We start from the raw sequence: 26,587 nt of genomic DNA, 5'->3' as shown, positions 1-26,587 counted from the left end.
GTAGCCACCTGATGCAATGAACTTCGGAGGTTGGCTTTGAAAATGACGAAGAATCGTGCGGCGTCCCTGGCGTTGGCGGCAGGGATCGCTGGTGTGCTAGCGGCGGGCGGAGTAGCCGGCACCGCGCAGGCTGCTGGTGATACCTCGCGTTACAAAGGCTGCGCGGCCCACTGGCGGAACACCGCCACGTGGGGGGAATGCGTCGACTCGCCGGGAGTGACCCTGCAGTTGCAGTCGGAATGCAGTTGGTCCGCGAGCTACCAGGGACTCTGGCGTACGGTAAAGGGTTCGATGAACCCCACCGATTCTTGGGAATGCAGCTGGAAGGCAGTAAAGGCGTTCAACGTCTACCGCTCATAGCAAATCCCTCGCGGCGGGCCGGTGAATTCGTGTGACGGCGGGCTCCGAGGTCGTAGCGTGATGAAGGCCTCCGGCTGCGGGTTGATCCTCGTTGATCCCTCCGCAGGCCAGGGGCCTTCGTGCAGCCCGGGGAGGTACGGTCGGCCAGGTGGTCCCCGGCGACGACCACCGGCGCCCGCAGGTCCACTCTCAGGTTTCCCTCAGCATTCCGATGGCCGTCGGGCTGGTGCGGGCGATTAGTCTTAGTGGCGCGCGTTGACGTGCCACGACCCCCTTAGGGAGGCCAGACAGTGAAGACTTCGAACCCGGTACTCGCGCGGCTCGGCCAGGCGGCCGAGCGCGAGCGTGCCGCCGGGTACGCCCCCACCGGGCCGTACGGGCAGCCCGGTTACCCGCAGCAGCCCGGTTACCCGCAGCAGGCTGGTTACCCGCAGCAGCCCGGTTACCCCCCGCAGGCCGATTATCCCGGCGCGTCGGGCTTCCCGGCCGCGCCCTCAGCGGTCACCCCCATGTCGATCGACGACGTGGTGGTCAAGACGGTCATGCTCCTGGCCATCGTCGGCGTCTCCGCCGCGGCGGCCTGGGCGCTGGTGCCCAACGCCCTGCTCGGTGTCGCCTGGATCGGCGCGGCCATCGTCGGCCTGGTGCTCGGCCTGATCATCTCGTTCTCGAAGATGGCGAACCCGGCGCTGATCGTCGCGTACGCCGTCGTCGAGGGTGTGCTGGTCGGCGCGATCAGCAAGTTCTTCGAAATGCGTTACCCGGGCATCGTCCTGCAGGCGGTAATCGCCACGTTCGGTGTCTTCTTCGTGATGACGATGCTCTACAAGGCACGTGTCATCCGGGCCACGCCGAAGTTCACCAAGGGCTTGGTCGCAGTCATGGCCGGCCTGTTCGCCGTCATGCTGATCAACCTGGTGTTGTCGTTGGTCGGCGTCAACACCGGTTTGCGTGGCGACGGTGAAGGTGGTGCCAACGCACTGGCCATCGGCTTCAGCCTGGTCTGCATCGTGGTGGCCTCGCTGAGCTTCGTGCTCAGCTTCAAGGAGGTCGAGGACGGCGTCCGGATGGGCCTGCCGCAGCGCTACTCCTGGGTGGCCGCGTTCGGCATCCTGGTCAGCCTGATCTGGCTCTACATCGAGATCCTGCGACTGCTGAGCTACTTCCAGGGCGACGACTGACCTCACCGCCTAACGACCGACCGGCGCCCGCTCCCCACCCAGGGGACGGGCGCCGTCGTCACCCCACCCCCTCCCACCTCCCACCCCGCCCCGTTGATTATGAGGTTGGCGGCACCGTGGAGATCAACGGTGCCGCCAACCTCATGATCAACGCGCGTTCTGGGTGGGGTGGGAGGTGGAGGGGGGTGGGTAGGGTTTTGGGGGTGGGGGATGTGGAGTTGGGGCGGGGTGTGGAGTTGCTGGTGCGGCAGGTGGGGCACTGGCAGCAGGGGCGGTGGTCGGTTACCGCCTCGACCGGCAACGTGTCCCGGGCCGAGCTGGTGCATCGACTGATTCAGGACATCGCCGACCTGTGTGCGGACGCGGAGGGGCAGCCACGGCGGGTCGTGCCCCGGCTCGACAACGACCTGGCTTTGGCCGACCAACTGCGGGTGGTCGCGGCCGATCTGCTCGCCGCCGCCCCGTCCGAGGAGGTGCTGGCCCGGGCAACGGCCGAGGTGGCCGCGACCCGAGCCGCACTTTGAGGAACCTGCTGCCGGGCAGCGCAGCTGCCCGTCGCCGTGCGCTTAGCTGAGGCGTTCCAGGACCATGGCCATGCCTTGTCCGCCGCCTACGCACATGGTCTCCAGGCCGATGGTCTTGTCGTGCCACTGGAGGGCGTTGAGCAGGGTGCCGGTGATCCGGGCGCCGGTCATCCCGAAGGGGTGGCCGACGGCGATCGCCCCGCCCATCACGTTCAGCTTCTCCTCGGGGATCCCGAGCTGCCGGTACGAGGGGATGACCTGGGCGGCGAAGGCCTCGTTGATCTCGACCAGGTCCACGTCGTCGATGGTCATGCCGGCCCGCTTGAGTGCCTGCCGGCTCGCCTCGACCGGGCCGAGCCCCATGATCTCCGGGGAGAGGGCGGTGACGCCGGTGGAGATGATCCGGGCCAGCGGGGTGACGCCCAACTCCTGCGCCCGCTGCGCGCTCATGATCACCACGGCGGCGGCGCCGTCGTTGAGGGGGCAGCAGTTGCCGGCGGTGATCCGACCGTCCGGCCGGAAGACCGGCTTGAGGGCGGAGACGGCCTCCAGGGTCACCCCGGCACGCGGCCCGTCGTCCATGCTGACCACCGTGCCGTCCGGGGTGGTCACCGGAGTGATCTCGCGGGCCCAGAAACCGTCCGCGATGGCCTTCTCGGCCAGGTTCTGGCTGCGTACACCGAAGGCGTCCATGTCGGCGCGGGAGATGTCGTACACCTGGGCCAGGTTCTCCGCGGTCTGCCCCATAGCGAGGTAGACGTCCGGGAGGGCGCCCTCTTCGCGGGGGTCGCTCCAGACCGGGGCCTCGGCCTCGGAGCGGTCCTTGGAACGCTGCTGGGCCTCGGCGAAGCGGGGGTTCTCCCAACGGCCCAGCAGGGCCTGCGCCTCCGAGGGCAGGCCGTCGGAGCTACCCCGGGCGTACCGGGAGACGGCCTCGACACCGGCGGAGATGAACACGTCCCCCTCGCCGGCCCGGATCGCGTGCATCGCCATCCGGGTGGTCTGCAGGGAGGAGGCGCAGTACCGGGTCAGGGTCGCACCCGGCAGGCGGTCGAGGCCCATCAGGACGGCGACCACCCGGGCCATGTTGAAGCCCTGCTCGCCGCCGGGCAGGCCGCAACCCAGGTAGAGGTCGTCGATCTCCTGCCGGTCGAGCTGGGGGATCTTGTCCAGGGCCGCCTGCACGATGGTGGCGGCGAGGTCGTCCGGACGAACATCACGGAGGGACCCCTTGTGGGCCCGACCGATGGGTGAGCGGGTGGTGGCGACGATCACGGCATCGCGTGGCGACTCAATCGGCATGACCCAACGTTAACCCGCGAGTAACTTGTCGTGGAAGTCGCCGGCGAGGGTCAGCGGCGTTGGGTGACGGCCGCTGCGGCGGCCACCGCCGGCAGCAGGGCGTGGGCCCAGACGCGGTACCCGTCGGCGGAGGGGTGATAGCCGTCGTGACAGAAGGTGCCGGCATCGGCGCGGAACACCTGCCCGGTCTCGGCGGCCAGGTCGACCACCGCACCCCCGGCGTCGAGGACCGCCTTGGTCTGCGCCCGGCCGACCTGGCGGCCCACCCAGCCGACCACCTGCCGCAGGGGCGGGGCGATGGCCGGCACCGCGCCCAGGTCCGGGCAGGTGCCGACGACGACCTCCACCCCGGCCTGGCGGAGCCGGTGCACGGCCGCACCCAGGTAGGCGGCGGCCTCCGAGGGCCTGCGCAGGGTGGTGGCGTCGTTCGCCCCGATCAGGATGACCGCCACGTCCGGCTGCGCGCCGAGCAACGCCCGGGCGACCTGGGTCGCCAGGTCGGTGGAGCGCGACCCGGAGACACCGACACTGGACAGCCGCACCTGGCGCCCGGCCGGACCCTCCGCCAGCAACTCGGCCAACTGCCCGCCGATGGTGTCGCCGAGACGATCGACACCGACCCCCAGGGCGGAGGAGTCACCGAGCAGCACCAGCCGCAGCGGCGGGGCGTCGACGCGGCCGACCGTGGCCCGCAGTGCGAGACCCAGTTCGGGTTGGGCGTAGCGGCGGCTGCGGGCCACCACGGCCTGACCGGCGAGCACCGCCGCGCCGCCCAGGGTGCCGGCGAGCAGCGAGGCGGCGGCCGTACGGGCCAGCCAGCCGGCCACCCGGCCCCCGGGCACGTTGCTGGTCATCGCGCTGCCCCAGCCCGGGCAGCCCTGGTGTACGCGAGCCTCGTCCGGTCGATCATCTGAGTTCCTCCACTGCGGGTGAGTCGGCACCGGTCGGCGATGACATCGCGCCGATGCCGAACAGCCCCCGGCGACGCAGTTGCGCCCAGCGGCCACCGGGACCGCTCTCACTGCCACGAACCTGCGTGCCGCTGACCTCCGTACCCGGATGCCTCGCCGCTTCGTGAGCGGCCCTCGGCAATGACCGTACGCCTTCGACGCGGGTTGGCGAAGGCCTGCGATCCGCTCCGTGACCGAGTGCGGCGAGCACCGTGGGCAGGATGGCGGCGGCGGCCACGGCGTACCCCTCCGCGGAGGGATGGAACCGGTCCCAGGCGAACATTCGCCCCGGTTCGGCGGTGAAGCGGGGCCCCAGCAGGTTGCCCAAAGAGACCGTCCAGCCACCGGCCGAGACCACGGCCACGGTCTGGGCGGCGGCGAGCTGGCGGCTCCACCGGCGGGCCAGCCAGCGCAGGGGTGGCTTGATGGGACGGATCGTGCCCAGGTCGGGGCAGGTGCCGACGACCACCTCGGCACCGGCCGCGCGCAGTGCCCGAACCCCCTCGACGAGGTGACGCACGGCCAGTCCGAGGGGGGCACGGTTCGTCACGTCGTTGCCGCCGATCAGGATGACGGCGACATCCGGGTCGCACTCCAGAGCCGCCTCGACCTGAAACTTGAGGCTGGCGGAGATGGCACCCACCACCGCGAAGCGGTGCAGGCGTACGGGACGCTGGAGTCGCCGGGACAGGCCGGTGGCCAGCAGGGCGCCGGGGGTCTCTCGGCGGCGGTGCACGCCGTAGCCGGCGGCGATGGAGTCGCCGAGCACGACCATGGTGAGCGGCGGGCCGGGAAACTTGGCCCCGTAGACTCCGTCACAGCGGGGTGGCGGTGCCTCGGCCATCGGAATGATGCGGCGGGCCTGGCGGGCCTGCCCGAGCAGTACGCCGGTCGCCGCCGCCGCAGCCGCCGCGGTGGCGCCGGTGCCGAGCGCGGCCACCCGGGCCACCCGCCAGGCGCGCGGCCAACGCGGACGTTCGGGTAAGACAGAACCAACGGCCCCCATACAGCGACATTAGCGCGGCGGTACGACCTTCTGCGGTGCTCGCGAGCGCACCCCGGTGCCTGGAATCCGACCCGTCTGGGTATTTGATGGCAGGGTGTTGCGTCCAGGCGTCACGCTGCACGTGGAGAGGAGCACGACGATGGCAAGGACGTTGAAGCGGGGTGCCGCCTTCGTGGCCCTGGGCCGGGCCCTGACCGCTGGTGCCCGGGGTGGACCGTCGCTCGGCGCGCGGATCGGCGCGCTGCCCAGGATGATCGCCGCCACCGCCCGCGGCCGGTACGACGGGGGCCTGAGGTTGGCGATGATGACGGCGGCGACGGCGTACATCGTCTCCCCGGTCGACGCGGTCCCGGAGTTGTTCCTGACGGTGTTCGGGTTGATCGACGACGCGGTGATGGTGACCTGGCTGGCCGGGGCCGTGCTGGCCGAGACCGAACGCTTCCTGGAATGGGAGGCGCGCACCAGCACCGTGGTCCCCGGTCACGTGGTGCCCTGACCGACGTACCCTTGGCGCGGGAATTTCACGGCAGACACCCCCCGCCAGGCCTGCGGCGCCGGCGTCGAAGGAGAAGGGCACAACGAGGTGCAGTACTACGACAACGTCGTCGAGCTGATCGGCAACACCCCGCTGGTACGGCTGCGCAATGTGGCCGAGGGCATCCAGGCCACCGTGTTGGCGAAGGTGGAGTACCTCAACCCCGGCGGGTCGGTGAAGGACCGGATCGCCCTGCGCATGGTGGAGGACGCCGAGGCGGCCGGCATCCTCAAGCCCGGCGGCACCATCGTCGAGCCGACCAGTGGCAACACCGGGGTCGGGCTGGCCCTGGTGGCCCAGCTCAAGGGCTACAAGTGTGTCTTCGTCTGCCCCGACAAGGTCAGCCAGGACAAGCAGGACGTGCTGCGGGCGTACGGCGCCGAGGTGGTGGTCTGCCCGACCGCGGTCGCGCCGGAGGACCCCCGCTCGTACTACAACGTCTCCGACCGGCTGGCCCGGGAGATCCCGGGGGCCTGGAAGCCCAACCAGTACGCCAACCCGGCCAACCCCCGTTCGCACTACGAGGTGACCGGCCCGGAGCTGTGGAAGCAGACCGAGGGTCGGATCACCCACTTCGTGGCCGGCGTCGGTACCGGCGGCACCATCTCCGGCATCGGCCGGTACCTCAAGGAGGCCTCCGGCGGGACGGTGAAGGTCATCGGCGCGGACCCGGAGGGCTCGGTCTACTCCGGGGGCACCGGCCGGCCGTACCTGGTCGAGGGGGTCGGTGAGGACTTCTGGCCGGAGACCTACGACCGCAGCGTGGCCGACCAGATCATCGAGGTCTCGGACAAGCAGTCCTTCGAGATGACCCGGCGGCTGGCCCGCGAGGAGGGGCTGCTGGTCGGCGGCTCCTGCGGAATGGCGGCGGTGGCCGCGCTGGAGGTGGCTCGTTCCGCCGGCCCGGACGACGTGATCGTGGTGCTGCTGCCGGACGGCGGCCGGGGCTACCTCTCCAAGATCTTCAACGACACCTGGATGGCCCGGTACGGCTTCCTCGACAACTCCGGCTCCGAGCCGACCGTGGCCGAGGCGCTGGCCGGTAAGCCGGGCGGCCTGCCCGAGCTGGTGCACGTCCACCCGACCGAGACGGTCCGGGACGCGGTCGACTACATGCGGGAGTACGGCGTCTCGCAGTTGCCGGTGCTCAAGGCCGAACCCCCGGTGGTGACCGGCGAGGTGGCCGGTTCGATCGCCGAGCGGGACCTGCTCGACGCTCTGTTCACCGGCCAGGCCCAGCTGCACGACACGATCGAGCGGCACATGGCCCCGCCGCTGCCGATGGTCGGCGGTGGTCAGCCGGTCAGCGAGGCCGTCAACCTGCTGGAGAAGTCCGACGCCGCCCTGGTGTTGATCGACGGCAAGCCCAAGGGCGTTCTCACCCGTCAGGACCTGCTCGCCCACCTCGGCGCCCGCTGAGGTGGAAGGAAGGGCCCCCTTTTAACGCCTCATGCATAGCAGGGGCCCCTTGTTAACACCCGGCCGGCAGTCGCTAGATCGAGTGTTAATAGGGGGCCCTTCCTCTACCGTAGGCGTTAATAAGGGGCCCTTCCTTACCCCAAAGCGCGGGTGTAGCGCAGTTGCCGGACGCTCACGTTGCCGATCATGTCGTCGCGTTCCAGCCCGGTCCGCTGCCAGCCGCCGCGCTCGTAGAAGCGGCGGGCGGGCGCGTTGTCGCTCAGCACCCAGAGCACCGCGCGGCGCCAACCGCGCCGCCCCATGGCGGTCAGGGCGTCGATCATCAGGGCCCGACCGATGCCCCGACCCCGCTCTGCCGGCTCCAGGTGGATGGCGTTGAGCAGGCCGGTGTCCGGGTCCTCCTCGTCGTCCGGCCCGAGGTAACTGAAGCCGACCAGGGTGCCGTCCCGCTCGGCCACGGTCATCCGGTGGTCGGTCAGCTCATAGCTCCACCGGAGCGTCCAGTAGTCGGCCAACGCCTGCGGTGTCGGGTCGGCCAGGGCCTCCGGCGGCAGGATCGAGGAGTACGCGGCGACCCGGGAACGCTGGTGCAGCCGTCCCACCGCCGCGATGTCGTCAGCGGTAGCGGCACGCAGCGTGACAGTCACCCGGCCGAGGGTACCCGCCGGGGCGGGACCTGCACGGTGGTCAGATCCTCGGCGATCACCAGGTCGCCGTCGAAGTGGGCGCGGGCCTCCTCGGCGAAGCGACGCAGGTCGGGGTAGCGCTGGGAGAAGTGGGTGAGCACCAGACGGCGTACCCCGGACTCGGTGGCCACCCGGGCGGCCTGGGCGGCGGTCAGGTGCCCGACCTCGGCGGCCAGGGCCGCCTCCGACTCCAGGAAGGTCGCCTCGATCACCAGCAGGTCGGCGTGCTCGGCCAGGGCGTACACCCCGTCGCAGAGGCCGGTGTCCATCACGAAGGCGAACCGCTGCCCGGGTCGGGGCACGCTAACCTCGTCGCGGGTGACGCGCCGCCCGTCGAGGTCCAGGTGGCCGACGCGCTGCAACTCGCCGACGGCCGGCCCGGCGATGCCGTACGCGGCCAGCCGCTCCGGCAGCATCCGGCAGCCGTCCGGTTCCACCAGCCGATAGCCGTACGTGTCGATCGGGTGCCGCAGTCGGCGGGCCTCCAGGGTGCCGCAGCGCAACGCGATGCGCTGCCCGTCCGCCTCGATCGGGGTCACCGCCAGCTCGGCGGTCTCGTAAAAGGAGCTGGCGTGCCGCAGTCGGGCGAAGTATTCCGCACCCTCGGCCGGGAAGTGCACCGCCACCGGCCGGGAGACCCGGTCCAGGGAGAGCCGCTGGATGGTGCCGGGCAGGCCGAGGCAGTGGTCGCCGTGGAAGTGGGTGATGCAGATCCGGGTCAGGTCGGTGGCGGTGACCGTGGTGTGCAGCAGTTGCCGCTGGCTGCCCTCACCCGGGTCGAAGAGGATCACCTCGTCGTCCCAGCGCAGCACGTACCCGTTGTGGTTGCGGGCCCGGGTCGGGGCCTGGCTGGCCGTACCGAGCACCACCAGCTCACGCATGGACACCCTGGCCTCCGCTGACATGAAGCGACCCCCGGGGCTTCCGCGCTGAGGCGGGCCGACTGGACTGGGTCGGCACCCCGGGGGTCGGGTGGCTTGTCGTGGTTTCGCCGCACCGCTGCCACACGGTCTCGACGACTTCTTACTGCCCGCCTGGATCAGACGGTCACTGTCGAGGACAGCGGCTAGCGGACAGCCACCTCACGAGTCCGATTGCTATACAAGTCTGGACCACCTCCTTTCCCGTGTACCCGTCACGTTATCCACGGCCGGGGTCGGCGGCAACGGATTTCGATCACAGGCCGGCCGGGAATGCCGGGCCACCTCACGAGCCGGGGGCTATGCCGATCGGGCCCTCGCGGGGGCCGTCCTCGTTGGCCGGCTGCACCGACAGGGAGGGGAAGTTCGCCAGGTCACCCTCCGGCTCGGCGTCCCACTCGGGGAAGACCAGGTCGCTCTGGAGGTAGAGACAGAGCAGTTGGGCCAGTTGCCGCAGCCCTTCCAGGTGGGTGCGTTCGTGACCGTGGGTGGCGTCGACACCGAAACCGAGCAGGGCCACCCGGGCGTGGGCCCCGGCCTCCACCGCCGCCGCCACGTCCGAGCGGTAGTAGTCGAAGACGTCGCGGACCAGGTCCACCTCGTGCTCCCGGGCGATGGCGGCCAGGTTGCGGGTCAGGTGATAGTCGAAGGGGCCCACCCCGTCGCCCATGGCCAGGGTGGCGGCGTCCTCCCGGGACTGCTGCCCGGGGGCGACCACCGCGGCGTCCACCGAGACGATCTCGGCGACGTCCGGGTCCAGGCCGTGCGAGGCACCGTGGCCGATCTCCTCGGTCACCGTGATCAGCAGGTGCGCGGTGACGGCCGGCTGCACCCCCGCGTCGACCATCGCCTTGATCGCGGTGAGCACCGCAGCCACCCCGGCCTTGTCGTCCAGGTGGCGGGACTTGACGTACCCGCTGGGGGTGACGGTCGGGTTGGGCAGGAAGGCCACGAAGTCGCCCGCGTCGATGCCGAGTGCCCGCAGGCCGTCGATGTCCTCCACCGGCTCGTCGACGCGTACCTCGACCTGATCCCAGCCGATGCCCTGCTCGTCGACGGCCTCGTTGTAGCGATGGCCGCTGGCCTTCAGGGGGAGCACCTGACCGGTGATCACCCGTTCCAGGTCGTCGGTGAAGATCCGGACGTGGGCTCCCTCGGCGAACCGGGCGCTGTGCGTACCGATCGGCTTGAGTTCCAGCCGGCCGTTCTCCTTGAGCCGCTTGACCATCCCGCCGATGGTGTCGGTGTGCACCACGATCGCCCGGTCCGCCCCGTGCTCCCGAGGGCCGGGCAGGCAGGCGCTGAGCGCCCCTCGGCGGGTCAGCGTCGACGGGATGCCGAGCGCCGACAGACGCTCACCTACGTACTGCTGCACATGGTCGGTACGCCCGGAAGGGCTGGGAATGTCCAGCAGTTCGAGCAGCACCTGGCGCAGGTAGTCCAGGTCTAGGGGGAGCGGGATGGTCTTGCGTACGGTCATGCCCCCGATGGTGCCGCACCCGCCGGAGTCCACAGCCGTTGCGGTGCCCGCGTCCCGGGAAAGAGGAGATCCACGAAGCGCTCCGCGGTGGGCTGCGGCTCATGGTTGGCCAACCCGGGCCGCTCGTTGGCCTCGATGAAGACGTGCTCGGGTCGATCGGGGGCCGGGGTCAGCAGATCCAGACCGGTGACCGGGATGTCCAGGGCCCGGCTGGCGGCCACGCACGCCTCGGCGATCACCGGATGCAGCTCGCCGGTGACGTCGTGGATGGTGCCCCCGGTGTGCAGGTTGGCGGTGCGGCGTACGGCCAGCACCTGCCCCTCGGGCAGGATGTCGTGCAGCTCGTAACCGGCCTCGGCGACCACGTCCCGGGTGATGTCGTCCAGCGGGATGCGGGACTCCCCGCCGGTGGCCGCGGCCCGGCGGCGGCTCTGCCGTTCGATCAGCTCGGCGATGTCGTGCACCCCGTCACCGGTGACGGAGGCCGGCCGGCGTACGGCGGCGGCGACCACCTCGTGATCGATCATGACCACCCGGAGGTCCTCACCGGCGCACAACTCCTCCAGCAGCACCTCCGTGCAGTACCGGGCGGCCAACTCGATCGCGGCGGCCAGGGCCTCCGGGGTCTTGACCCCCACGGTGATGCCGTTGCCCTGCTCGCCCCGGGCCGGCTTGACGACCAGCTCGCCCACCTCGGCCAGGAACTCGACGTCGGCGGCGTCCCCGCTGGCGGTGCGTCCCCGCGGCACGCTGAGCCCGGCCTCGGCCAGGATCCGCCGGGTGACCCGCTTGTCGTCGCAGCGGCTCATCGCCACCGCCGAGGTCAACTCCGACAGCGACTCCCGGGTGAGGATCGTCCGGCCACCGGTGGACAGCCGCAACTCACCCCACTGGGGGTCGGTCACCTCCACCCGAATGCCCCGCCGCATGGCCTCGTCGGCGACGATCTTCGCGTATGGGTTGAGCTGGTCGTACCCGGCCGGCATGGCCGGCAGGAACAGCCGCTCGTTGATCGGGTTCTTGCGCTTCACACAGAGGGTCGAGGTGCGGTAGAAGCCGAGCCGCTCGTAGAGCCGGATCGCGCCGACGTTCTCGGCCAGCACCGACAGGTCCACGTACGCCCGACCCCGGGCGACCAGCCGGGCGGCCAACTCGGTGATCAGGGCCTGCCCGGTGCCCGGCGGGGCCTGGTTGAAGTCGACCGTCAGGCACCACAGGCTGGCGCCGTTGTCCGGGTCGTCGAAGACCGCGACATGGTCCACCCCGGTGATGGTGCCGACGATCTCGCCGGTCGTCGCCTCCGCCACCAGGTGCAGGAAGCGGTCGGTGGCGGCGTTGTCCACCAGGATCTCGACCGGTGCGGTGACCATGCCGTTGGCCGCGTAGATCCGGTTGACCGCCTCCGCGTCGGCGGCGTCGCGCAGCCGGCGGATGCGTACCCCGGGCAGCTCCGCTGCGCCCTCCGGGAGGGTGGGAATCTCGACGGTGCCGCTCTTCCCGGTGGCCTCCGGTCGGGAGCCGGGCAGCGGCAGCCGGTAGGTCAGCGAGGGGTCGATGAACAGCTCATCCGGCAGCCGGGAGACCAGCACATGGGGATCACGCAGGTAGATGCAGATGTCCCGGGCACCGGCCGCCTCGGAGCGCAGTACGTCGGCGACGGCGGCCTGATCGTGGAAGGTCTGGCCGAAGACCAGCCGCCCCCAACCGCAGTCCAGCACGACGCCGTCGTCGCCGCGCGTTCCCTCCTCGTCTTCGCCGGGTTCGGTGCCGGCGGCCACGGCGACCGGGTCGCCACCCGGCCCGACCCGCTCGTACCGCCGTCCCCGGCCCCGGTCGGCCCTAGCCGTTCCGGTGGCCAGTGTGTCCGTCACGGTCAGTCGATTCCGTGGCTCTGGAGCCACATTTCCAGGAGTCCGAGTTGCCACAGCTTGTTTCCGTTCAACGGGGTCAGTTCGGCGTTTGGGGCGTCGAGCAGGGCGTTGACGTAATCGGTGCGGAACAGGTCGCGGCGGCGGGCCTCGGGCGCGTACAGGGCGTCCCGCACCCGGTCCAGGAGCTTGCCCTCCAGGTGGGTCAGCCCCGGCACCGGGAAGTACCCCTTAGGCCGGTCGATCACCTCGTGCGGCAGCACCCGGCGGCCGATCTCCTTGAGGACCCCCTTGCCGCCCTGGGCGAGCTTCAGCTCGGGCGGGCAGGCGGCGGCCAGTTCCACGAACTCGTGATCCAGGAAGGGCACCCGGGCCTCCAGCCCGTGCGCCATGGTCATGTTGTCGACCCGCTTGACCGGGTCATCGGTCAGCATGATCTGGGTGTCGATGCGCAGACCGGCGTCGACGGCGGTCTGCGCGCCGGGGGCGGACAGGTGCACGGCGACGAACTCCCGCGCCGGGTCCCCCTCGGCCAGCCAGTCGGGGTTGAGCACCTGGGCCAGTCCGGCCGCGTCGCGGTCGAAAAACGCCCGGGCGTACGTGTCGAGGGCCTGCTCGCGGTCGACCCGCGCCAGCGGCGGATACCAGTGGTAGCCCCCGAGGATCTCGTCGGCGCCCTGGCCGGACTGCACCACCTTGACGTGCCGGGACACCTCCTGACTGAGCAGGTAGAAGGCCACACAGTCGTGGCTGACCATCGGTTCGCCCATCGCCGCGACGGCGGCCTCCAGGGGCGGCACCAGATCCCGGGCGGCCACCCGGATCTGGTGGTGGTCGGTGTCGAAGGTCTTGGCGACGATGTCGGAGTAGCGGAACTCGTCGCCCTCCCGACCCCCGACCGCGTCGAAGCCGATGGAGAAGGTGGACAGGCCCCGCTGCCCCTCACCGGCCAGCAGCGCCACCACCAGGCTGGAGTCCAGACCACCGGAGAGCAGCACACCTACCGGCACGTCGGCCACCATCCGGCGGCGTACGGCCGTGGTCAGGGATTCGAGCAGGGCGTCCTGCCAGTCCTTCTCGGACCAGTCGGCATGCTCGGCCCGACGCAGGAAGGGCGGGCTCCAGTAGACCCGCTCGTGGCTGCGGCCGTCGGGCTCGTACACCCGGACGGTGGCCGGGGGCAGCTTGCGGACCCCGCGCAGGATGGTGCGCGGCGGCGGCACGATGCTGTGGAAGCTGAGATAGTGGGCCAGGGCCACCGAATCGATCGTGGTGTCCACGTCGCCGCCGGCCAGCAGGGCCGGCAGGGTGCTGGCGAACCGCACCACCCCGGAGGATTCGGCCAGGTAGAGCGGCTTGATGCCGAGCCGGTCCCGGGCCAGCACCAGGCGCCCGCTGTCCCGCTCGGTGATCGCCACGGCGAACATCCCGATCAGGTGGTCGACGAAGTCGAGCCCCCACTCGGCGTACGCCTTGACCACTACCTCGCTGTCCCCGGTCGAGAAGAACCGGTGGCCCTTGGCCGACAGTTCGGCGCGCAGCTCACGGTAGTTGTAGATGCAGCCGTTGAAGACGGCCGACAGCCCGGTGGCCGAGTCCACGATGGGTTGGCCGCTGGCCGCCGACAGGTCGATGATCTTCAGGCGTCGATGACCGAGCGCGACCGGGCCGTTGGACCACACTCCGCTGCCGTCGGGCCCGCGGTCGCACATCGTGGCGGCCATCCGCTCCACCGCGACGACATCGGCGCGCGTCGCGTCCGTTCGGAATTCCCCAGCCAGTCCGCACATGTCAAAACATGCTGCCAGAGGATGTTGCAGTCTGCCTGTTGAGACAATGACAGTCATGTAACAGACTTGCTAGAATCCGCGCCCCGCGTAACCCTGGCTGCCTCATGTTCGAGGCCTGGGGGCCCTCTGCCGAATCGTGCCCGGATGTCCCAGTCGGGAGGGGCCGGGCCCTGTGACGAACGCCCCAAAGATCAGCGGGGCCCGGTTCGCCAGCGAGGGCTCCCACGGCCTCGTTCAGGACCGTTGCGATGATGCGGGCGTGGACATCGACGAGATTCAGGCCGCATTCGACGACATGGCCACAACCTCTCGCTGGTCTTCTCGGACCTGGCCGTCGACACGGTCGACCGCGGGTACGCACCGTTCGTGGTGGCGGGAGGGGATCGTGACGCCACGGTCCCCTCCCGTAGGTCGCGAGACGCGCTCAGTGCGCTTCGGGGACCCTGACGAACAGTGATCTACTGATTCGCGCGCCTTTGAGTCAACGCGACCGGTAGGCGTCGGCGCGGTACTCGATGGCCGTCACGGTCACGAGGCGGTAGTCCTCGTCGATTTCGTAGAGAACGCGGTACGTGCCGCGCCTGGCCGACCAAGTCCCCTCGAACGGCGGCAGAAGCAGCCGTTTGCCGACGCGATGCGGGTTGTCGAGGAGAGCGGTGGTGATGAACTCGTAGACCGCGGCGGCGATTTTCTCTGGCAGCCGTCCGGCCAAGGCGCGTGCGGCCGGGCCGGTGACCTGAAGTCGGTAGCGGTCGGGGGCAGCGCCAGTCACCGTGCCTGCTTCGACCGCTTTGCCATCAGCGCCGCGAGTTCGTCGGCGTCGAGGACGTCACCGGCCTCGACGGCCGCCTTGGATTCGGCAAGTTGCCGCATGGCCTCGGCGCTGGATAGGACTTCCAGAGTCTCCTCCAATGCCGCGAGATCGTCGGCGGAGATGAGCACCGCGGCGGCGTGGCCGTGCTTGGTGATCTCTATCCGCTCGTGGGTCGAGGTCACCTCGTCGATGAGTTCCGAGAGGCGGTTGCGGGCGTCGGTGAACGGCACGACAGTCATGCTCGAAGTATAGGCAGTCACTGGCGCGAAGTCTGTACAGATCTTGAGGGTTGGCGGCGCAGGCCACCGGGCCGTAAGCCCGATGGCCTGCGGTTCTAGGCCGTCTTGGCTACACCAACCGGACAAGTCATGCCATTGGGGCCATGGTTGCAATAACCGTTCGGGTTCTTGGTCGGAGCCAAATACTGTTGGTGGTAATCCTCGGCCAGGTAGTAGTCACCGAGCCGTCCGATCTCCGTGGTGATCTCACCCTTGCCGGCGCGGGCCACGATCGGGGCGAAGGCGTCCCGGGAGGTCTGGGCGGTCGCCAACTGGTCGTCATTGGTGGCGTAGATGGTCGAGCGGTACTGGGTGCCCACATCGTTGCCCTGGCGCATCCCCTGGGTGGGATCGTGGTTCTCCCAGAAGACCTTGAGCAGGTCCTCGAAACTGATCCGGGCCGGGTCGTAGACCACCTGGACCACCTCGGCGTGCCCGGTCATCCCGGAGCAGACCTCCTCGTAGGTCGGATTCGGGGTGTAGCCCCCCGCGTAACCGACCGAGGTGGTGTAAACGCCCGGCAGGGACCAGAACAACCTCTCGGCGCCCCAGAAACACCCCATCCCGAACACCGCGACCTGCAAACCCTCGGGGAACGGACCCTTCAGCGGGGTGCCGAGCACCTCGTGCCGGTCGGCGACCGGCATCGCGATCAGACGGCCGGGCAGGGCCTGGTCGGGGGAGATCATCTCGGCCTTCATGCGGCGGAGGAACACGGTGGAACTCCTTTCGTACCTTCCCCGCCTGCAACACCGGCGGACCCCACTTCCTTACCCGCCCCGCCAACGGTCAGGCCCGCCCCCGCCGCCACCGGGTCCGCGCGTACTCCTGCACCCAGCTCCGGCTGCTCCGCCAGGCACCGTCGTCCCCCTTGACCGCCCGCAGGCGTCCACGGCTCGCCGCAACCCGAAGGGCGGCTTCCGACAGTTCACTGGTGGCGAGAGCCGGCAGTGGCACGAGGTGTGCCGAATCCGCGGCGGCTGGTATCAGGAAGCGGTGGATGTTCCCGGTGACGCTGCGGGCGATCAACTCCCCCAGGGCGCCCGGGTCACCCTGGTCGGCTCGCTGCAAGGCAGTCAGGTACCGGCTGCGGTCGCGCTTGTAGATGATGGCCGGTGGATAGCCGAGCCGGCCGAGCAGAAGGCTCAGGACCAGCCGTCCCGCGCGGCCGTTGCCGTCCAGGAACGGATGAATGACCTCGAAGCGGTGATGAATCACGCCCAAGCGTTCCGCGAGTGGCACCTCGCTGTCGGTGCGCAGTGTTTCGGTGGTGTCCACCCAGCTTCGGAGGAGGGAATCCACCTCGGGCCAGGGCGGGGGCTTCATGCCGCCAGGGAATCTGGCGATTTCGTGCTGCCGGAAGTTGCCTGGGGCCTCGGCGTCGAGGGCGTGTGGATGCGGTGCCACGGTCCATACCGGGGTCATGGCCAGGTAGTGGATGTGTCGGATCTCCTGCATCGACACGAGGGAGCCGTCCTGCCAGTCGCCAGGCTCCAGCGCCTGGCCGTAGACCCACTTAGCGGCCTCCGCGTACCCCTGGACCTCCATGTAGTCGCGCAGCGGTTTGGCGCCGATCGCCCGGCCTTCGTCGAGGAGCTTCTCGACCTCGTGCAGGATCAGGGTGTTGCCCTCGATCGCGGTGCTGTTGTGGGCCTCCTGGTGCCAGATGTCGGACCAGATGTCGGCAGCCTCGCCGGGGCGGGGAAGGCCGCCGAACTGGTCCCGTAGCTCCTGGACCGCCTCTTCCATCCGGCGGTGAACCTCAGCACGGCTCGGGCGTCCTGGGCCTGGCACGGTGACTCCAAGATTTTGTTCGTCAGGGCGGATTTAACTGTACCGAACAAAATCGAATTTGTTCGGTAGCGGGAAAAGAACCTGAACGAACAATTTCGGGTACGAGGTCGGGGATGTCAGGGCAGGGCGGCGTGGATCCGGTCGGCGTACGAGGTGGCCTCGGTGTCGTCGGCGTAGCGGGTACGCGGCCAGAAGAAGCCGCGCAGGCCGTCACCCTTGGTCCGGGGCACCACGTGGGTGTGCAGGTGCGGCACGGACTGGGACACCCTGTTGTTCATCGCCACGAAGGTGCCGCCCGCACCCAGCCCGGCCTCGACCGCGACGGCCAGCCGCTGGACCAGCCCGAAGTAGTCGGGCAGTGACTCCGGCGGCAGGTCGGCCAGGGCTACCAGGTGGGTACGGGGCACCACCAGCACATGCCCCTTGAACACCGGCCGGGTGTCCAGGAAGGCCATCCCGGCCGGCTCGTCCACGACCCGGAAGGCCGGCACCTCGCCCGCCACGATCCCGCAGAACACGCAGCCCGCCATCGCCCCAGGCTAGGGCAACTCTCCGGTCCCGTGGCTCACCACAGGCTGGCGGGCATCGGGATGGCGGTGCCCCCGGCGAAGTTGTCGTGCCAGCGGCGCAGGTCGGTGAAGTAGCCCCCGTTGTGCGACCGGACCACGTGCACGTGGGCCATCGCCCCCCGGCTGAAGGCGACCAGGTCGGCCCGCCCGTCGCCGGTGAAGTCGCCGGCCCCCGGGATCGCGCCGCCGCCCGGGAGGGTCCAGGCCCAGCGGGTACGCGGCAGGAAGTGGTTGCCGGCGGAGAGGGCCACGTCGGCGTACTGCCCGTTGAGGTTGACCGCGGCCAGGTCATCGCGTCCGTCGCCGTCGAAGTCGCCGACCAGCGGCACCTCGCTGCTGCCGAGGTTGAGGAAGTAGTCGAGCCACTGGTACGCCAGCACGAAACCGCTGCCGGTGGAGAGGCCGACGCTCGCCGCCGTACCGGTGAACCGGTCGACCGCGATGATGTCGTCCCGGCCGTCCCCGTTGACGTCCCCGACCAGCGGGACATCGTCGTCGCCGACGAAGTTGTCGTGCCAGCGCACGCTGGTGCCGACGAACTGGGTGCCGTTGGAGAGGGCGACGTAGACGTCCCGGACGTTCTCCCGGACGAAGGTCGCGATGTCGGCCCGCCCGTCACCGTTGAAGTCACCGACCACCGGGGTCTCCTTGAAGGCGGCGAACCAGGTGTGCCAGAGCTGGGAGGGCCCGAAGGAGGTGCCGGTGGAGAGGGCGACATAGACGTCCGCCGCGTCGCCCCGGGTGAAGGTGATCAGATCGTCACGGCCGTCGCCGTTGACGTCGGCGAGCATCGGGAACTCCTGCCCGGCGGCGAAGTAGGTGTGCCAGCGGGTGGCCGCGCCGAAGCTGGCGCCGTTGGACAGTGCCACGTGCACCTCGGGCTGGGCGCCCCGGGTGAAGCTGACGATGTCGTCGCGGCCGTCGCCGTTGACGTCGGCGTACCGTCCGGAGAAGCCGTCGTTGCCCGGCCCGCCCGGGTCGACGTACAGCACCAGGTTGGGCGAGCCAGCCGGGTCGGTGATCCGGTCCCGGGTGGCCTCGTCGGCCAGCCGCGCGGCGACGGTCCGGGGCGAGGCGGTGGGGAAGCGTTGCAGGTAGCGGGCCACCGCCCCGGTGACGAGGGGCGCCGCCGCCGAGGTGCCGCCGAAACCGGTGGTGGTGGAGGTGTCGCTGGCCGCGGTGACGGTGCGGACCTGCTCGCCGAAGGAGAACAGGTCCACGCACGGGCCGAAGTTCGAGTTGGGCAGCCGGTCCCGCAGGGCGTGCACCATACCCACGGTGATCACGTCCGGCACTCGGGCGGGGGAGTAGCCGCAGGCGTTCTGTCCGTGGTTACCGGCGGAGGCGACCACCGGGATGCCGGCGGTGAGCACCGCGTTGACGGCGTCGTCGAGGGCCTGGTTCGCGGTCGTCGCCAGGCTCATGTTCACCACCGCCGGCCGGACCGCGTTGGTGACGATCCAGTCGAGTGCGGAGATGGCCCAGGAGACCTGCCCGGGGGTGCAGCCACCCACCCGGACGGTGTGCAGGCGTACGCCCTTGGCCACCCCGTGCACGGTGCCGCCGATCAGGCCGGCCACCTGGGTGCCGTGCCCGGAGCAGTCGCCGGTGCCCCACTGGTCGATGCCCTGCGGCACGAAGTTGACGTCCCCGGTGGCCCGGCCGCCGAAGTCCGTGTGGGTGTGCCGCATCCCGCTGTCCATGACGTAGACGTGCACCCCCTGGCCGGTGGTGTCGTAGGCGTACGAGCCGTCGAAGGCCCCACCGTGCTGGTCCAGGGCGTCCAGGTGCCAGGGCGGGTTGGTCTGGGTGGCCTGCGGGAGCAGCAAGGCGTCCTGGGCCACGTACGCCACCTGCGGCTCCTGGCTGAGCCGACGGGCGTCCGCGGTGGACATCCGTGCCGTGAAACCCGGCAACGCGGACCGGTAACTGGCGGCCAGCGCGCCGGGGTGCCGGCGCAGCAGCGAACGGGCGCTGCCGTCGACATCCCGGGTGGCGTCGCCCCGCAGCACCACTATCCAGCTGTCGGCCACCGCGGCCCCCGGAGCCGGGGCGAACTTCCCGGCCGCGAACGCCGGACCCGGCGGTGCCAGCAGCCCACCGGCCGTGGTCAGGACACAGACGGCCGCCGCAGCCAGGAAACGGCGGCGCAGGACACGGGCCACGGGCTCTCCTCAGGGTACGGTCGCCGGCCGGGCAAGATCCCGTCGGCGGGTTCCCCGCATGGTGACAAAGCCCCACCATGATCGATATGACCGCCCGGGTGACAGGTTCCGTCCGTTGGGACGGACTGGAGGACTAACGTTCCGGGCATGAGTCACGGTTTTGACACGCTAGCCATCCACGCCGGCCAGGACCCCGAGGCCCGCACCGGCGCGGTGATCCCACCGATCTACCAGACCAGCACCTACGCCCAGGACGCCGTCGGAGCACCCCGGCAGGGCTACGAATACAGCCGTTCCGGCAACCCGACCCGTGATGCCCTGCAGGAGTGCCTGGCCGCCCTGGAGGGCGGGCCGGTCGGGCTGGCCTTCGCCAGCGGCCTGGCCGCCGAGGACGCCCTGCTGCGTACCGTCTGTGTCCCCGGTGACCACGTGGTCATCCCGGACGACGCCTACGGTGGCACCTACCGGCTGTTCGCCAAGGTGGCGCAGCGGTGGGGGCTGTCGTACACCCCGGCCAAGGTCTCCGACCCGGACGCCGTGCGGGCCGCGATCCGGCCCGGCAGCACCAAGATCGTCTGGTTGGAGACCCCGACCAACCCGCTGCTCGGCATCGCCGACATCGCCACCCTCGCCGGGGTGGCGCACGACGCCGGGGCGCTGCTGGTGGTCGACAACACCTTCGCCTCGCCGTACCTGCAACAGCCGATCGCCCTCGGCGCCGACGTGGTGGTGCACTCCACCACCAAGTACATCGGCGGACACTCCGATGTGGTCGGAGGCGCCCTGGTCGCGGCCGACCCCGCCCTCGGGGAGGAACTGCGCTACCACCAGAACGCGATGGGTGCGGTCAACGGCCCCTTCGACGCCTGGCTGACCCTGCGCGGAATCAAGACCCTGGGCGTACGGATGGATCGGCACTGCGACAACGCCGAGCGGATCGCCGGGTACCTGGAGGGGCACGCCAAGGTCGCCCAGGTGCTCTACCCGGGGCTGCCCAGCCACCCCGGCCACGAGGTGGCGGCCAAGCAGATGCGCCGGTTCGGCGGAATGATCTCCTTCCGGGCCGCCGGGGGCGAGGAGCACGCCGTCGAGATCTGCAACCGGGCGAAGCTTTTCGTGCTCGCCGAGTCCCTCGGCGGGGTGGAATCCCTGATCGAGCACCCGGGCCGGATGACACACGCGAGTGCTGCGGGCTCGCCGCTTGAAGTTCCCGGCGATCTCGTGCGACTGTCTGTCGGCATCGAGACGGTCGAAGACCTGCTCGCCGATCTGGAGCAGGCGCTGGGCTGACCGCTGGCTGGGGAGGGTGGCCGTGCAGGACATCATGCCGACCTGGGTGGGGGCGACCGCCAAACAGATCGCCCGGGGGGTACGCCGGGGAGATGTCTCGGCCACCCAGGTCCTGGCCGACCACCTGGACCACATCGCCAAGGCCGACACCGACCTCGCCGCGTTCCGTACCGTGCGCGGCGGGGAGGCGGTCACCGAGGCGGAGAAGGTCGACGAGCAGGAGGACCTGGCCAACCTGCCGCTGGCCGGGGTGCCGGTGGCGGTCAAGGAGAACACCCCGGTGGCCGGGATGCCCACCTGGAACGGCTCCGCCGCGGTGCGTACCGCCGTCGCCGAGGCCGACCACGAGGTGGTGCGCCGGCTACGTGGCGCCGGGGCGGTGATCCTCGGGGTGACCCGGATGCCCGAGCTGGGCCTGTGGGCGGTGACCGACGACGACAGCGCGGTCACCCGCAACCCCTGGGACCTGGCCCGTACCCCCGGCGGCTCCTCCGGTGGCGCGGCGGCGGCTGTGGCGGCTGGGCTGGTGCCGATCGCCCACGGCAACGACGGGCTCGGCTCCATCCGGATCCCGGCGGCCTGCTGTGGTCTGGTCGGCCTGAAGCCCGGCCGTGGGGTGGTGCCCTGCCAACTCGGTGCGGAGGACTGGTTCGGGCTGACCGAGCACGGCATGCTCAGCACCACGGTCGCCGACGCGGCGGTCGGCTTCCAGGTGCTGGCCGGACGCGCCCAGCAGAAGCTGGTGCCACCGCAGCGGCTGCGGGTCGGTGTCTCGCTGCGCTCACCGGTGCGGGGTGTCTCGCCCGACGCCCCGAACCGGGAGGCGGTCGCCGCCGCCGGGCGGCTGCTGGCCGCCGCCGGTCACGACACCCTCCCCGCCGACCCGGTCTATCCGACCGCCCTGGGGTTGCAGGGCATCGCCACCTGGTTCGCCGCGGCCGCCGCGGACGTGCGGGCCGCCGCAGTCGACCGGCGCAGCCTGCAACCCCGCAGCCGCCGGCATGTCGCCCTCGGCGAGTGGGCCTGGCGGCGGGGGTACGTCCGGGAGGCCGACCGGACGGCCTGGCGGGAACGCTCCATCGGCTTCTTCACCGACCACTCCGTGGACCTGCTGCTCACCCCGGCCCTGGCCGCCGCGCCGCCGCCGGCCACCAGCTGGTCGGCCCGCTCCTGGCAGACCAACATGCTGACCAGCATCCGGTACGCCCCGTACGCCGCGCCCTGGAACGTCGCCGGCCTCCCCGCCCTGGTGGTGCCGGTGGGACGCCGTCCGGACGGGTTGCCGCTGGCCGTGCAGCTGGTCGGCCCCCCCGGCTCGGAGCTGCTCCTGCTAGGGGTCGCCGGCCAGTTCGAGATGGAGGCCCCCTGGCCCCGGCACGCCCCCGGGTACCCCCGGGTCGGGACGGGTGCCGCGGCCAGCGCATAGCGCGGGTTGCGGGTGGGTCCTGGCGCCGCCGTTTCGGCGCAATGGCGGGGTGCGGGGCGGTGGCATACCGCCACTACGGCGTAACGGAGTCGATCACGCGCCAGTCGATCCCGGCATCCGGTACGGCGGGTGGCACGATCAGGGGCATGACGGAACTGGTCACCCTGGACGATGTGCGGGCCGCGCGGGAACTGATCGCCGGGGTCACCCGCACCACCCCGCTGGAGCCGTCCCGTCCGCTGAGCGCCGCGCTCGGCGGGCCGACCTGGCTGAAGTGCGAGAACCTGCAACGGGCCGGGTCGTACAAGGTCCGGGGGGCCTATGTGCGGATCTCGCGGCTGTCCGCGCAGGAGCGGGCCCGGGGGGTGGTAGCGGCCAGCGCCGGCAACCACGCCCAGGGGGTGGCCCTGGCCGCCGGGCTGGTCGGCACCCAGGCCACGGTCTTCATGCCGGTGAACGCGCCGCTGCCGAAGGTCGCCGCCACCAAAGGGTACGGCGCCCGGGTCGAACTGGCCGGGGCCAACGTCGACGAGTCCCTGGTCGCTGCGCAGGCGTACGCCGAACGAACCGGGGCGGTGCTGATCCATCCGTTCGACCACCCGGACGTCATCGCCGGACAGGGCACGGTGGCCCTGGAGATCCTGGAACAGTGCCCCGAGGTGGAGACGATCGTCACCGGGATCGGCGGCGGTGGATTGATCTCCGGCATGGCGGTGGCGGCCAAGGCGCTCCGCCCGCAGGTACGGGTGATCGGGGTGCAGGCGGCCGGAGCCGCGGCCTTCCCGCCGTCCCTGCTGGCCGGCGAGCCGGTCCGCCTGCCCACCTTCGCCACCATCGCCGACGGCATCGCGGTGGGCCGGCCCGGCGAGATCACCTTTGCCCACGTACGCAAGTTGGTCGACGAGGTCGTCACCGTGACCGAGGAGGACATCTCCCGGGCGCTGCTGATGCTGCTGGAGCGCGGCAAGCAGGTGGTGGAACCGGCCGGCGCGGTGGGGGTGGCCGCCCTGCTGGCGGGCGTCGTCCAGGTGCAGGCCCCGGTGGTGGCCGTGCTCTCCGGGGGCAACATCGATCCGCTGCTGATGCTGCGGGTCATCGAGCACGGCCTGGCGGCAGCCGGCCGTTATCTGCGGATCACGGTGCGCTGCTCGGACCGGCCGGGGCAACTGGCTTCGCTGCTCAGTGAGATCGCCGAGCACCGGGCCAACGTGGTCGACGTGGTCCACCAGCGGGCCCACCCGCACCTGGGTCTCGGCGAGGTCGAGGTGGCGTTGTCGGTGGAGACCCGGGGGGTCGAGCACTCCGACACCCTGATCAGTGCCCTGCGGGCCAGCGGCTATCAGGTGACCATGGCCCCGGAGGCCTGACACCTACCGGTGTCAGGCCTCCGGGCGTGGATGCCATCGGTCACGGCGCCAGCCGCCGCCAAGCCAGCGCGGGCCGCCGAGTCAGCGTCGGCTGGCGTCTAGCTGGCGCGGGCGGCTGAGTCAGCCGGAGAACGGCTCGAAGCTGACCACGGTCACCTTGATGTCCGCACCGCTGGGTGCGGTGTAGGTGCAGGTCTGGCCGGCCTTACCGCCCAGGATCGCCTGGCCGAGCGCCGACTCCGGGCTGTAGACCGTGAGGTCGGTGGTCGAGGCGATCTCGCGTGAGCCGAGCAGGAATGTCTCCGTGTCATCGGCGTCGTCGTCGAAGTAGATCGTCACGACCATCCCGGGCGCCACGGCGTCGGCGGTCGGCGCCTCACCGACCTGGGCCGTGCGGAGCAGTTCCTTCAGGTAGAGGATGCGCCCCTCGGCCTTGCCCTGCTCCTCACGGGCGGCGTGGTAGCCGCCGTTCTCGCGCAGGTCGCCTTCCTCACGCCGGGCGTTGATCTCGGCGGCGATGATCGGCCGGTTGGCGATCAACTCGTCGAGCTCGGCCTTCAGGCGGTCGTACGCGTCCTGGGACAGCCAGGTGGCGGGCGCCTCGTTGCCATTGGACACAGGCGGTCCTCCTCGGTTGTGCGTGCTGGCTGACAGGTGAACCTTTAAGTTACCAGTGTCGTACGACAAGGAGTGTCGGTGATCACGTCCGCCGGGCGGGGCCGGCGGCCACCCACCGAGCGGCCGGCGGTCCCAGACCCGGGGGACAGCGGGCTCAGACCCGGAGGCAGCGCGGCCTCAGGCCGGGGGTCGGCAGCGGACGACCTCGCCGATGAAGGGGCGTGCGCTGGTGGCCAGTCGATGCCGAACGGTGACCTGTCGTTCCCCCTGGGCCGCGCTGACCGGGACCTCCTCCCGGGCCACCTCGGCACCGGCGTTGTCCCGGGCCCGCAGCAGGCACACCGCTGACCCGCCCTCCGGCAGGTTCACCCGGAAGTCGATGACCACCTGCCTGTCCGTGATGTCCGTGTAGGTGATCACCTGGGCGCCGTAGGCGGGGTCACCGTACTGCCGGTAGAGCCGGACGGAGACCGCGGTGAGGGCGGCCACCAGGACGACCAGCAGCAGCGCGGTCAGCAGGGGCCGGCGGCGGCGGGGCTCCCGGCGGCGTCCGTACCGGCCGGGGGGGAACACCGGCGCGCCCGGTGGAATTGTGGCGTGCGTCTCGGTCACCGGCGGGTATCTCCTGGCGTTTGTGTCGGCGGTATGGGCAAGAATGGCGGAGGTCCGTCCTTCCTGCCCGACTCGGTGGTGCGGGTACCCACACCGTTGGGCGCCCGGTCCTCTGGGATGCTCGGTCTCTCGCTGCCCGGCGCCAATGATGGCTGGTGTCAAATATGACAGGCCGGCGCGGTGCGGTACCGCGCCGGGCAGGAAATCCGGCAGGCCACGATGGCCCCGGGGGTCAACCGCTGGGCAGAGACGAGGAGCGCCGACGTTGGCAGAGCAACTTCGACTCATGGCCGTCCACGCACATCCCGACGACGAGTCGAGCAAGGGCGCCGCCACCATGGCGAAGTACGTCGCCGAGGGTGTGGACGTGCTTGTCGTGACGTGTACCGGCGGGGAGCGCGGCAGTGTGCTCAACCCCAAGCTGGACCGGCCGGAGGTGTGGGCCAACATCGCCGACATCCGGCGAGCCGAGATGGACGCGGCTCGCGCCATCCTCGGGGTCGAACAGGCCTGGCTGGGCTTCGTCGACTCGGGCCTGCCCGAGGGCGACCCCCTGCCCCCGCTGCCCGAGGGCTGCTTCGCCCTCCAGGACGTCGAGGTGGCCGCCGCCCCACTGGTACGCCTGATGCGTCAGTTCCGGCCCCACGTCGTCACCACCTACGACGAGGACGGCGGCTACCCGCACCCCGACCACATCATGTGCCACAAGATCAGCGTGGCGGCCTTCGAGGCGGCCGGCGACGCGGAGCGCTATCCCGAGCTGGGTGAGCCGTGGCAGCCCCTGAAGCTCTACTACGACATCGGGTTCTCCAAGGGCAAGATCCTGGCGCTGCACGAGGCGATCCTGGCCACCGGAGCCGAGTCCCCGTACGAGGAGTGGCTGACCCGCTGGGAGGACCGCCCCGACAAGGGTCCCCGGATCACCACCCGGGTGGACTGCGCCGAGTACTTCCCGGTCCGGGATGACGCCCTGCGGGCCCACGCCACCCAGGTCGACCCGGACGGTTTCTGGTTCCAGGTGCCGATGGAACTGCAGCGACGCGCCTGGCCGACGGAGGACTTCGAACTGGCCCGGTCCCTGGTCGACAGCCCGCTGCCCGAGTCGGACCTCTTCGCGGGCATCCGGCAGACGGCGCATGCCCGCTGATCCGGCGGCCGGTTACCCTGGTCGGACACCGCATTTCGGAGGAAATCCATGCTGACCGCCGTCCAGGTGCTCGCGCAGAACAACTTCGGGGACACTCGGACCGGTGGCCTGGCCGGGCCGATGGGCCTGTTCCTCATCCTGGTGCTGGGCACCGCGACCGTGCTGTTGATCCGCAACATGAACTCCCGGCTGCGCCGGCTGCCGGACAAATTTCCTGCCCAGCAGCCCAACACCCCTGCGGCAGCCGAGGGCGCGAGGGTCAGTGATCCGACAGATGGGACCGTCACGGCGGATTCATCCACGGACACCGCCAACCGGCACCAGCAGCACCGGGACGGGTGACCGGGGCATGATTCACGTCCAACCGGATGGTCGCCCCCTGTTGCGACCACCGGCTTTGGCTTAGCCTTCCGCCGGGGGGACCAGAAGTCCCCATGCTGCGCGGAAGGGGGCGTCGATGACCATCACGATGATGTCGACCCCTCA

General features: G+C 70.7%; 25 protein-coding genes. 9 read left to right on the top strand and 16 right to left on the bottom strand.

Features of this window, described 5'->3' with window-relative positions:
• The first annotated feature begins 650 nt into the window (after positions 1 to 650).
• A complete protein-coding gene (locus ACGFIK_RS04030; protein ID WP_327022683.1) occupies positions 651 to 1,541 on the top strand; it encodes a Bax inhibitor-1/YccA family protein in 891 nt (296 codons plus the stop codon).
• A 230-nt stretch (positions 1,542 to 1,771) separates the two neighbouring features.
• Positions 1,772 to 2,065 (top strand): hypothetical protein, encoded by a 294-nt coding sequence (locus tag ACGFIK_RS04025; protein ID WP_327027259.1) that lies wholly within the window; start codon positions 1,772 to 1,774, stop codon positions 2,063 to 2,065.
• Positions 2,066 to 2,107: 42 nt separating this feature from the next.
• On the opposite strand, the gene ACGFIK_RS04020 is transcribed toward ACGFIK_RS04025, so the two are convergent.
• Genes ACGFIK_RS04020 through ACGFIK_RS04010 form a run of 3 tightly spaced genes read right to left on the bottom strand, consistent with a single transcriptional unit; the run spans position 2,108 to position 5,323 of the window.
• The gene (locus tag ACGFIK_RS04020) at positions 2,108 to 3,367 is read right to left on the bottom strand and encodes an acetyl-CoA C-acetyltransferase (RefSeq protein ID WP_327022682.1); all 1,260 of its coding nucleotides are present in this window, start codon (positions 3,365 to 3,367) and stop codon (positions 2,108 to 2,110) included.
• 50 nt (positions 3,368 to 3,417) lie between these two features.
• Positions 3,418 to 4,221, bottom strand: coding sequence for an SGNH/GDSL hydrolase family protein (locus tag ACGFIK_RS04015; RefSeq protein ID WP_327022681.1), 804 nt, complete (start codon positions 4,219 to 4,221; stop codon positions 3,418 to 3,420).
• 52 nt (positions 4,222 to 4,273) lie between these two features.
• On the bottom strand, positions 4,274 to 5,323 hold the full coding sequence (locus ACGFIK_RS04010; RefSeq protein WP_327022680.1) for an SGNH/GDSL hydrolase family protein: 1,050 nt from the start codon (positions 5,321 to 5,323) through the stop codon (positions 4,274 to 4,276).
• 139 nt (positions 5,324 to 5,462) lie between these two features.
• Between ACGFIK_RS04010 and ACGFIK_RS04005 the strand changes: the two genes are divergently transcribed.
• Together ACGFIK_RS04005 and ACGFIK_RS04000 are read left to right on the top strand one after the other, a co-directional pair.
• Positions 5,463 to 5,819: a YkvA family protein gene (locus ACGFIK_RS04005; protein ID WP_013731647.1), complete on the top strand. Its 357-nt coding sequence runs from the start codon at positions 5,463 to 5,465 to the stop codon at positions 5,817 to 5,819.
• Between the two features lie 87 nt (positions 5,820 to 5,906).
• Positions 5,907 to 7,277 carry a cystathionine beta-synthase gene (locus ACGFIK_RS04000; RefSeq protein WP_327022679.1) on the top strand — a complete coding sequence of 457 codons (1,371 nt, stop codon included), beginning with the start codon at positions 5,907 to 5,909 and terminating at the stop codon, positions 7,275 to 7,277.
• Between the two features lie 134 nt (positions 7,278 to 7,411).
• On the opposite strand, the gene ACGFIK_RS03995 is transcribed toward ACGFIK_RS04000, so the two are convergent.
• The 11 genes from ACGFIK_RS03995 to ACGFIK_RS03945 all read right to left on the bottom strand — a co-directional run bounded on the left by ACGFIK_RS03995 (position 7,412) and on the right by ACGFIK_RS03945 (position 19,641).
• Complete coding sequence (locus ACGFIK_RS03995) at positions 7,412 to 7,924, bottom strand: GNAT family N-acetyltransferase (protein WP_327022678.1); 513 nt, start codon at positions 7,922 to 7,924, stop codon at positions 7,412 to 7,414.
• Complete coding sequence (locus ACGFIK_RS03990) at positions 7,921 to 8,850, bottom strand: ribonuclease Z (protein ID WP_327022677.1); 930 nt, start codon at positions 8,848 to 8,850, stop codon at positions 7,921 to 7,923. Before ACGFIK_RS03990 ends, ACGFIK_RS03995 begins: the two co-directional genes overlap by 4 nt.
• Before the next feature lie 319 nt (positions 8,851 to 9,169).
• Complete coding sequence (locus tag ACGFIK_RS03985; protein WP_327022676.1) at positions 9,170 to 10,363, bottom strand: osmoprotectant NAGGN system M42 family peptidase; 1,194 nt, start codon at positions 10,361 to 10,363, stop codon at positions 9,170 to 9,172.
• Complete coding sequence (gene ngg, locus ACGFIK_RS03980) at positions 10,360 to 12,234, bottom strand: N-acetylglutaminylglutamine synthetase (protein ID WP_327022675.1); 1,875 nt, start codon at positions 12,232 to 12,234, stop codon at positions 10,360 to 10,362. The genes ACGFIK_RS03985 and ngg overlap by 4 nt, the downstream gene beginning before the upstream one ends.
• Before the next feature lie 2 nt (positions 12,235 to 12,236).
• Positions 12,237 to 14,021: an N-acetylglutaminylglutamine amidotransferase gene (locus tag ACGFIK_RS03975; RefSeq protein ID WP_327022674.1), complete on the bottom strand. Its 1,785-nt coding sequence runs from the start codon at positions 14,019 to 14,021 to the stop codon at positions 12,237 to 12,239.
• Positions 14,022 to 14,502: 481 nt separating this feature from the next.
• Entirely contained in the window at positions 14,503 to 14,793 is a 291-nt protein-coding gene (locus tag ACGFIK_RS03970; protein WP_327022673.1) for a type II toxin-antitoxin system RelE/ParE family toxin, read from the bottom strand.
• Entirely contained in the window at positions 14,790 to 15,074 is a 285-nt protein-coding gene (locus tag ACGFIK_RS03965) for a type II toxin-antitoxin system Phd/YefM family antitoxin (RefSeq protein ID WP_107260578.1), read from the bottom strand. The genes ACGFIK_RS03970 and ACGFIK_RS03965 overlap by 4 nt, the downstream gene beginning before the upstream one ends.
• Positions 15,075 to 15,169: 95 nt before the next feature.
• Positions 15,170 to 15,829, bottom strand: coding sequence for a peptide-methionine (S)-S-oxide reductase MsrA (gene msrA / locus ACGFIK_RS03960; protein ID WP_327022672.1), 660 nt, complete (start codon positions 15,827 to 15,829; stop codon positions 15,170 to 15,172).
• Between the two features lie 73 nt (positions 15,830 to 15,902).
• Entirely contained in the window at positions 15,903 to 16,862 is a 960-nt protein-coding gene (locus tag ACGFIK_RS03955) for a Fic family protein (protein ID WP_327022671.1), read from the bottom strand.
• 161 nt (positions 16,863 to 17,023) lie between these two features.
• Positions 17,024 to 17,437 carry an HIT family protein gene (locus ACGFIK_RS03950; RefSeq protein ID WP_327022669.1) on the bottom strand — a complete coding sequence of 138 codons (414 nt, stop codon included), beginning with the start codon at positions 17,435 to 17,437 and terminating at the stop codon, positions 17,024 to 17,026.
• 35 nt (positions 17,438 to 17,472) lie between these two features.
• The gene (locus tag ACGFIK_RS03945; protein WP_393337554.1) at positions 17,473 to 19,641 is read right to left on the bottom strand and encodes a S8 family serine peptidase; all 2,169 of its coding nucleotides are present in this window, start codon (positions 19,639 to 19,641) and stop codon (positions 17,473 to 17,475) included.
• 147 nt (positions 19,642 to 19,788) lie between these two features.
• On the opposite strand from ACGFIK_RS03945, the gene ACGFIK_RS03940 reads away from it, so the two are divergent.
• From ACGFIK_RS03940 to ilvA, 3 genes are all read left to right on the top strand, one after another.
• Positions 19,789 to 20,931 carry a cystathionine gamma-synthase gene (locus ACGFIK_RS03940; RefSeq protein ID WP_327022667.1) on the top strand — a complete coding sequence of 381 codons (1,143 nt, stop codon included), beginning with the start codon at positions 19,789 to 19,791 and terminating at the stop codon, positions 20,929 to 20,931.
• Positions 20,932 to 20,947: 16 nt separating this feature from the next.
• Positions 20,948 to 22,357 carry an amidase family protein gene (locus tag ACGFIK_RS03935; RefSeq protein WP_327022666.1) on the top strand — a complete coding sequence of 470 codons (1,410 nt, stop codon included), beginning with the start codon at positions 20,948 to 20,950 and terminating at the stop codon, positions 22,355 to 22,357.
• Positions 22,358 to 22,503: 146 nt separating this feature from the next.
• Positions 22,504 to 23,724, top strand: coding sequence for a threonine ammonia-lyase (ilvA, locus tag ACGFIK_RS03930; protein ID WP_327022665.1), 1,221 nt, complete (start codon positions 22,504 to 22,506; stop codon positions 23,722 to 23,724).
• A 120-nt stretch (positions 23,725 to 23,844) separates the two neighbouring features.
• Here the strand turns inward: ilvA and greA are convergent, their stop codons facing one another.
• Complete coding sequence (gene greA / locus ACGFIK_RS03925; protein ID WP_327022664.1) at positions 23,845 to 24,342, bottom strand: transcription elongation factor GreA; 498 nt, start codon at positions 24,340 to 24,342, stop codon at positions 23,845 to 23,847.
• Between the two features lie 177 nt (positions 24,343 to 24,519).
• Positions 24,520 to 24,954, bottom strand: a complete 435-nt coding sequence (locus ACGFIK_RS03920) for a DUF4307 domain-containing protein (RefSeq protein ID WP_327022663.1) — start codon at positions 24,952 to 24,954, stop codon at positions 24,520 to 24,522.
• Positions 24,955 to 25,219: 265 nt separating this feature from the next.
• On the opposite strand from ACGFIK_RS03920, the gene mca reads away from it, so the two are divergent.
• Together mca and ACGFIK_RS03910 are read left to right on the top strand one after the other, a co-directional pair.
• Complete coding sequence (gene mca / locus ACGFIK_RS03915; RefSeq protein ID WP_327022662.1) at positions 25,220 to 26,101, top strand: mycothiol conjugate amidase Mca; 882 nt, start codon at positions 25,220 to 25,222, stop codon at positions 26,099 to 26,101.
• Between the two features lie 48 nt (positions 26,102 to 26,149).
• The gene (locus ACGFIK_RS03910; protein ID WP_327022661.1) at positions 26,150 to 26,443 is read left to right on the top strand and encodes a hypothetical protein; all 294 of its coding nucleotides are present in this window, start codon (positions 26,150 to 26,152) and stop codon (positions 26,441 to 26,443) included.
• Positions 26,444 to 26,587 lie beyond the last annotated feature (144 nt).

Origin of the sequence: Micromonospora sp. NPDC048871 (genome assembly GCF_043198155.1) — a bacterium.
Classification (GTDB): domain Bacteria; phylum Actinomycetota; class Actinomycetes; order Mycobacteriales; family Micromonosporaceae; genus Micromonospora.
This window is presented reverse-complemented; position numbering and strand designations above follow the sequence as displayed.

Coding starts and splice junctions, on each gene's coding strand:
- ACGFIK_RS04020 (WP_327022682.1), bottom strand. CDS start 3,367: ATGCCGATTGAGTCGCCACGCGATGCCGTGATCGTCGCCACCACCCGC.
- ACGFIK_RS04015 (WP_327022681.1), bottom strand. CDS start 4,221: ATGACCAGCAACGTGCCCGGGGGCCGGGTGGCCGGCTGGCTGGCCCGT.
- ACGFIK_RS04010 (WP_327022680.1), bottom strand. CDS start 5,323: ATGGGGGCCGTTGGTTCTGTCTTACCCGAACGTCCGCGTTGGCCGCGC.
- ACGFIK_RS04005 (WP_013731647.1), top strand. CDS start 5,463: ATGGCAAGGACGTTGAAGCGGGGTGCCGCCTTCGTGGCCCTGGGCCGG.
- ACGFIK_RS03985 (WP_327022676.1), bottom strand. CDS start 10,363: ATGACCGTACGCAAGACCATCCCGCTCCCCCTAGACCTGGACTACCTG.
- ACGFIK_RS03975 (WP_327022674.1), bottom strand. CDS start 14,021: ATGTGCGGACTGGCTGGGGAATTCCGAACGGACGCGACGCGCGCCGAT.
- ACGFIK_RS03965 (WP_107260578.1), bottom strand. CDS start 15,074: ATGACTGTCGTGCCGTTCACCGACGCCCGCAACCGCCTCTCGGAACTC.
- ACGFIK_RS03955 (WP_327022671.1), bottom strand. CDS start 16,862: ATGGAAGAGGCGGTCCAGGAGCTACGGGACCAGTTCGGCGGCCTTCCC.
- ACGFIK_RS03950 (WP_327022669.1), bottom strand. CDS start 17,437: ATGGCGGGCTGCGTGTTCTGCGGGATCGTGGCGGGCGAGGTGCCGGCC.
- ACGFIK_RS03940 (WP_327022667.1), top strand. CDS start 19,789: ATGAGTCACGGTTTTGACACGCTAGCCATCCACGCCGGCCAGGACCCC.
- ilvA (WP_327022665.1), top strand. CDS start 22,504: ATGACGGAACTGGTCACCCTGGACGATGTGCGGGCCGCGCGGGAACTG.
- ACGFIK_RS03910 (WP_327022661.1), top strand. CDS start 26,150: ATGCTGACCGCCGTCCAGGTGCTCGCGCAGAACAACTTCGGGGACACT.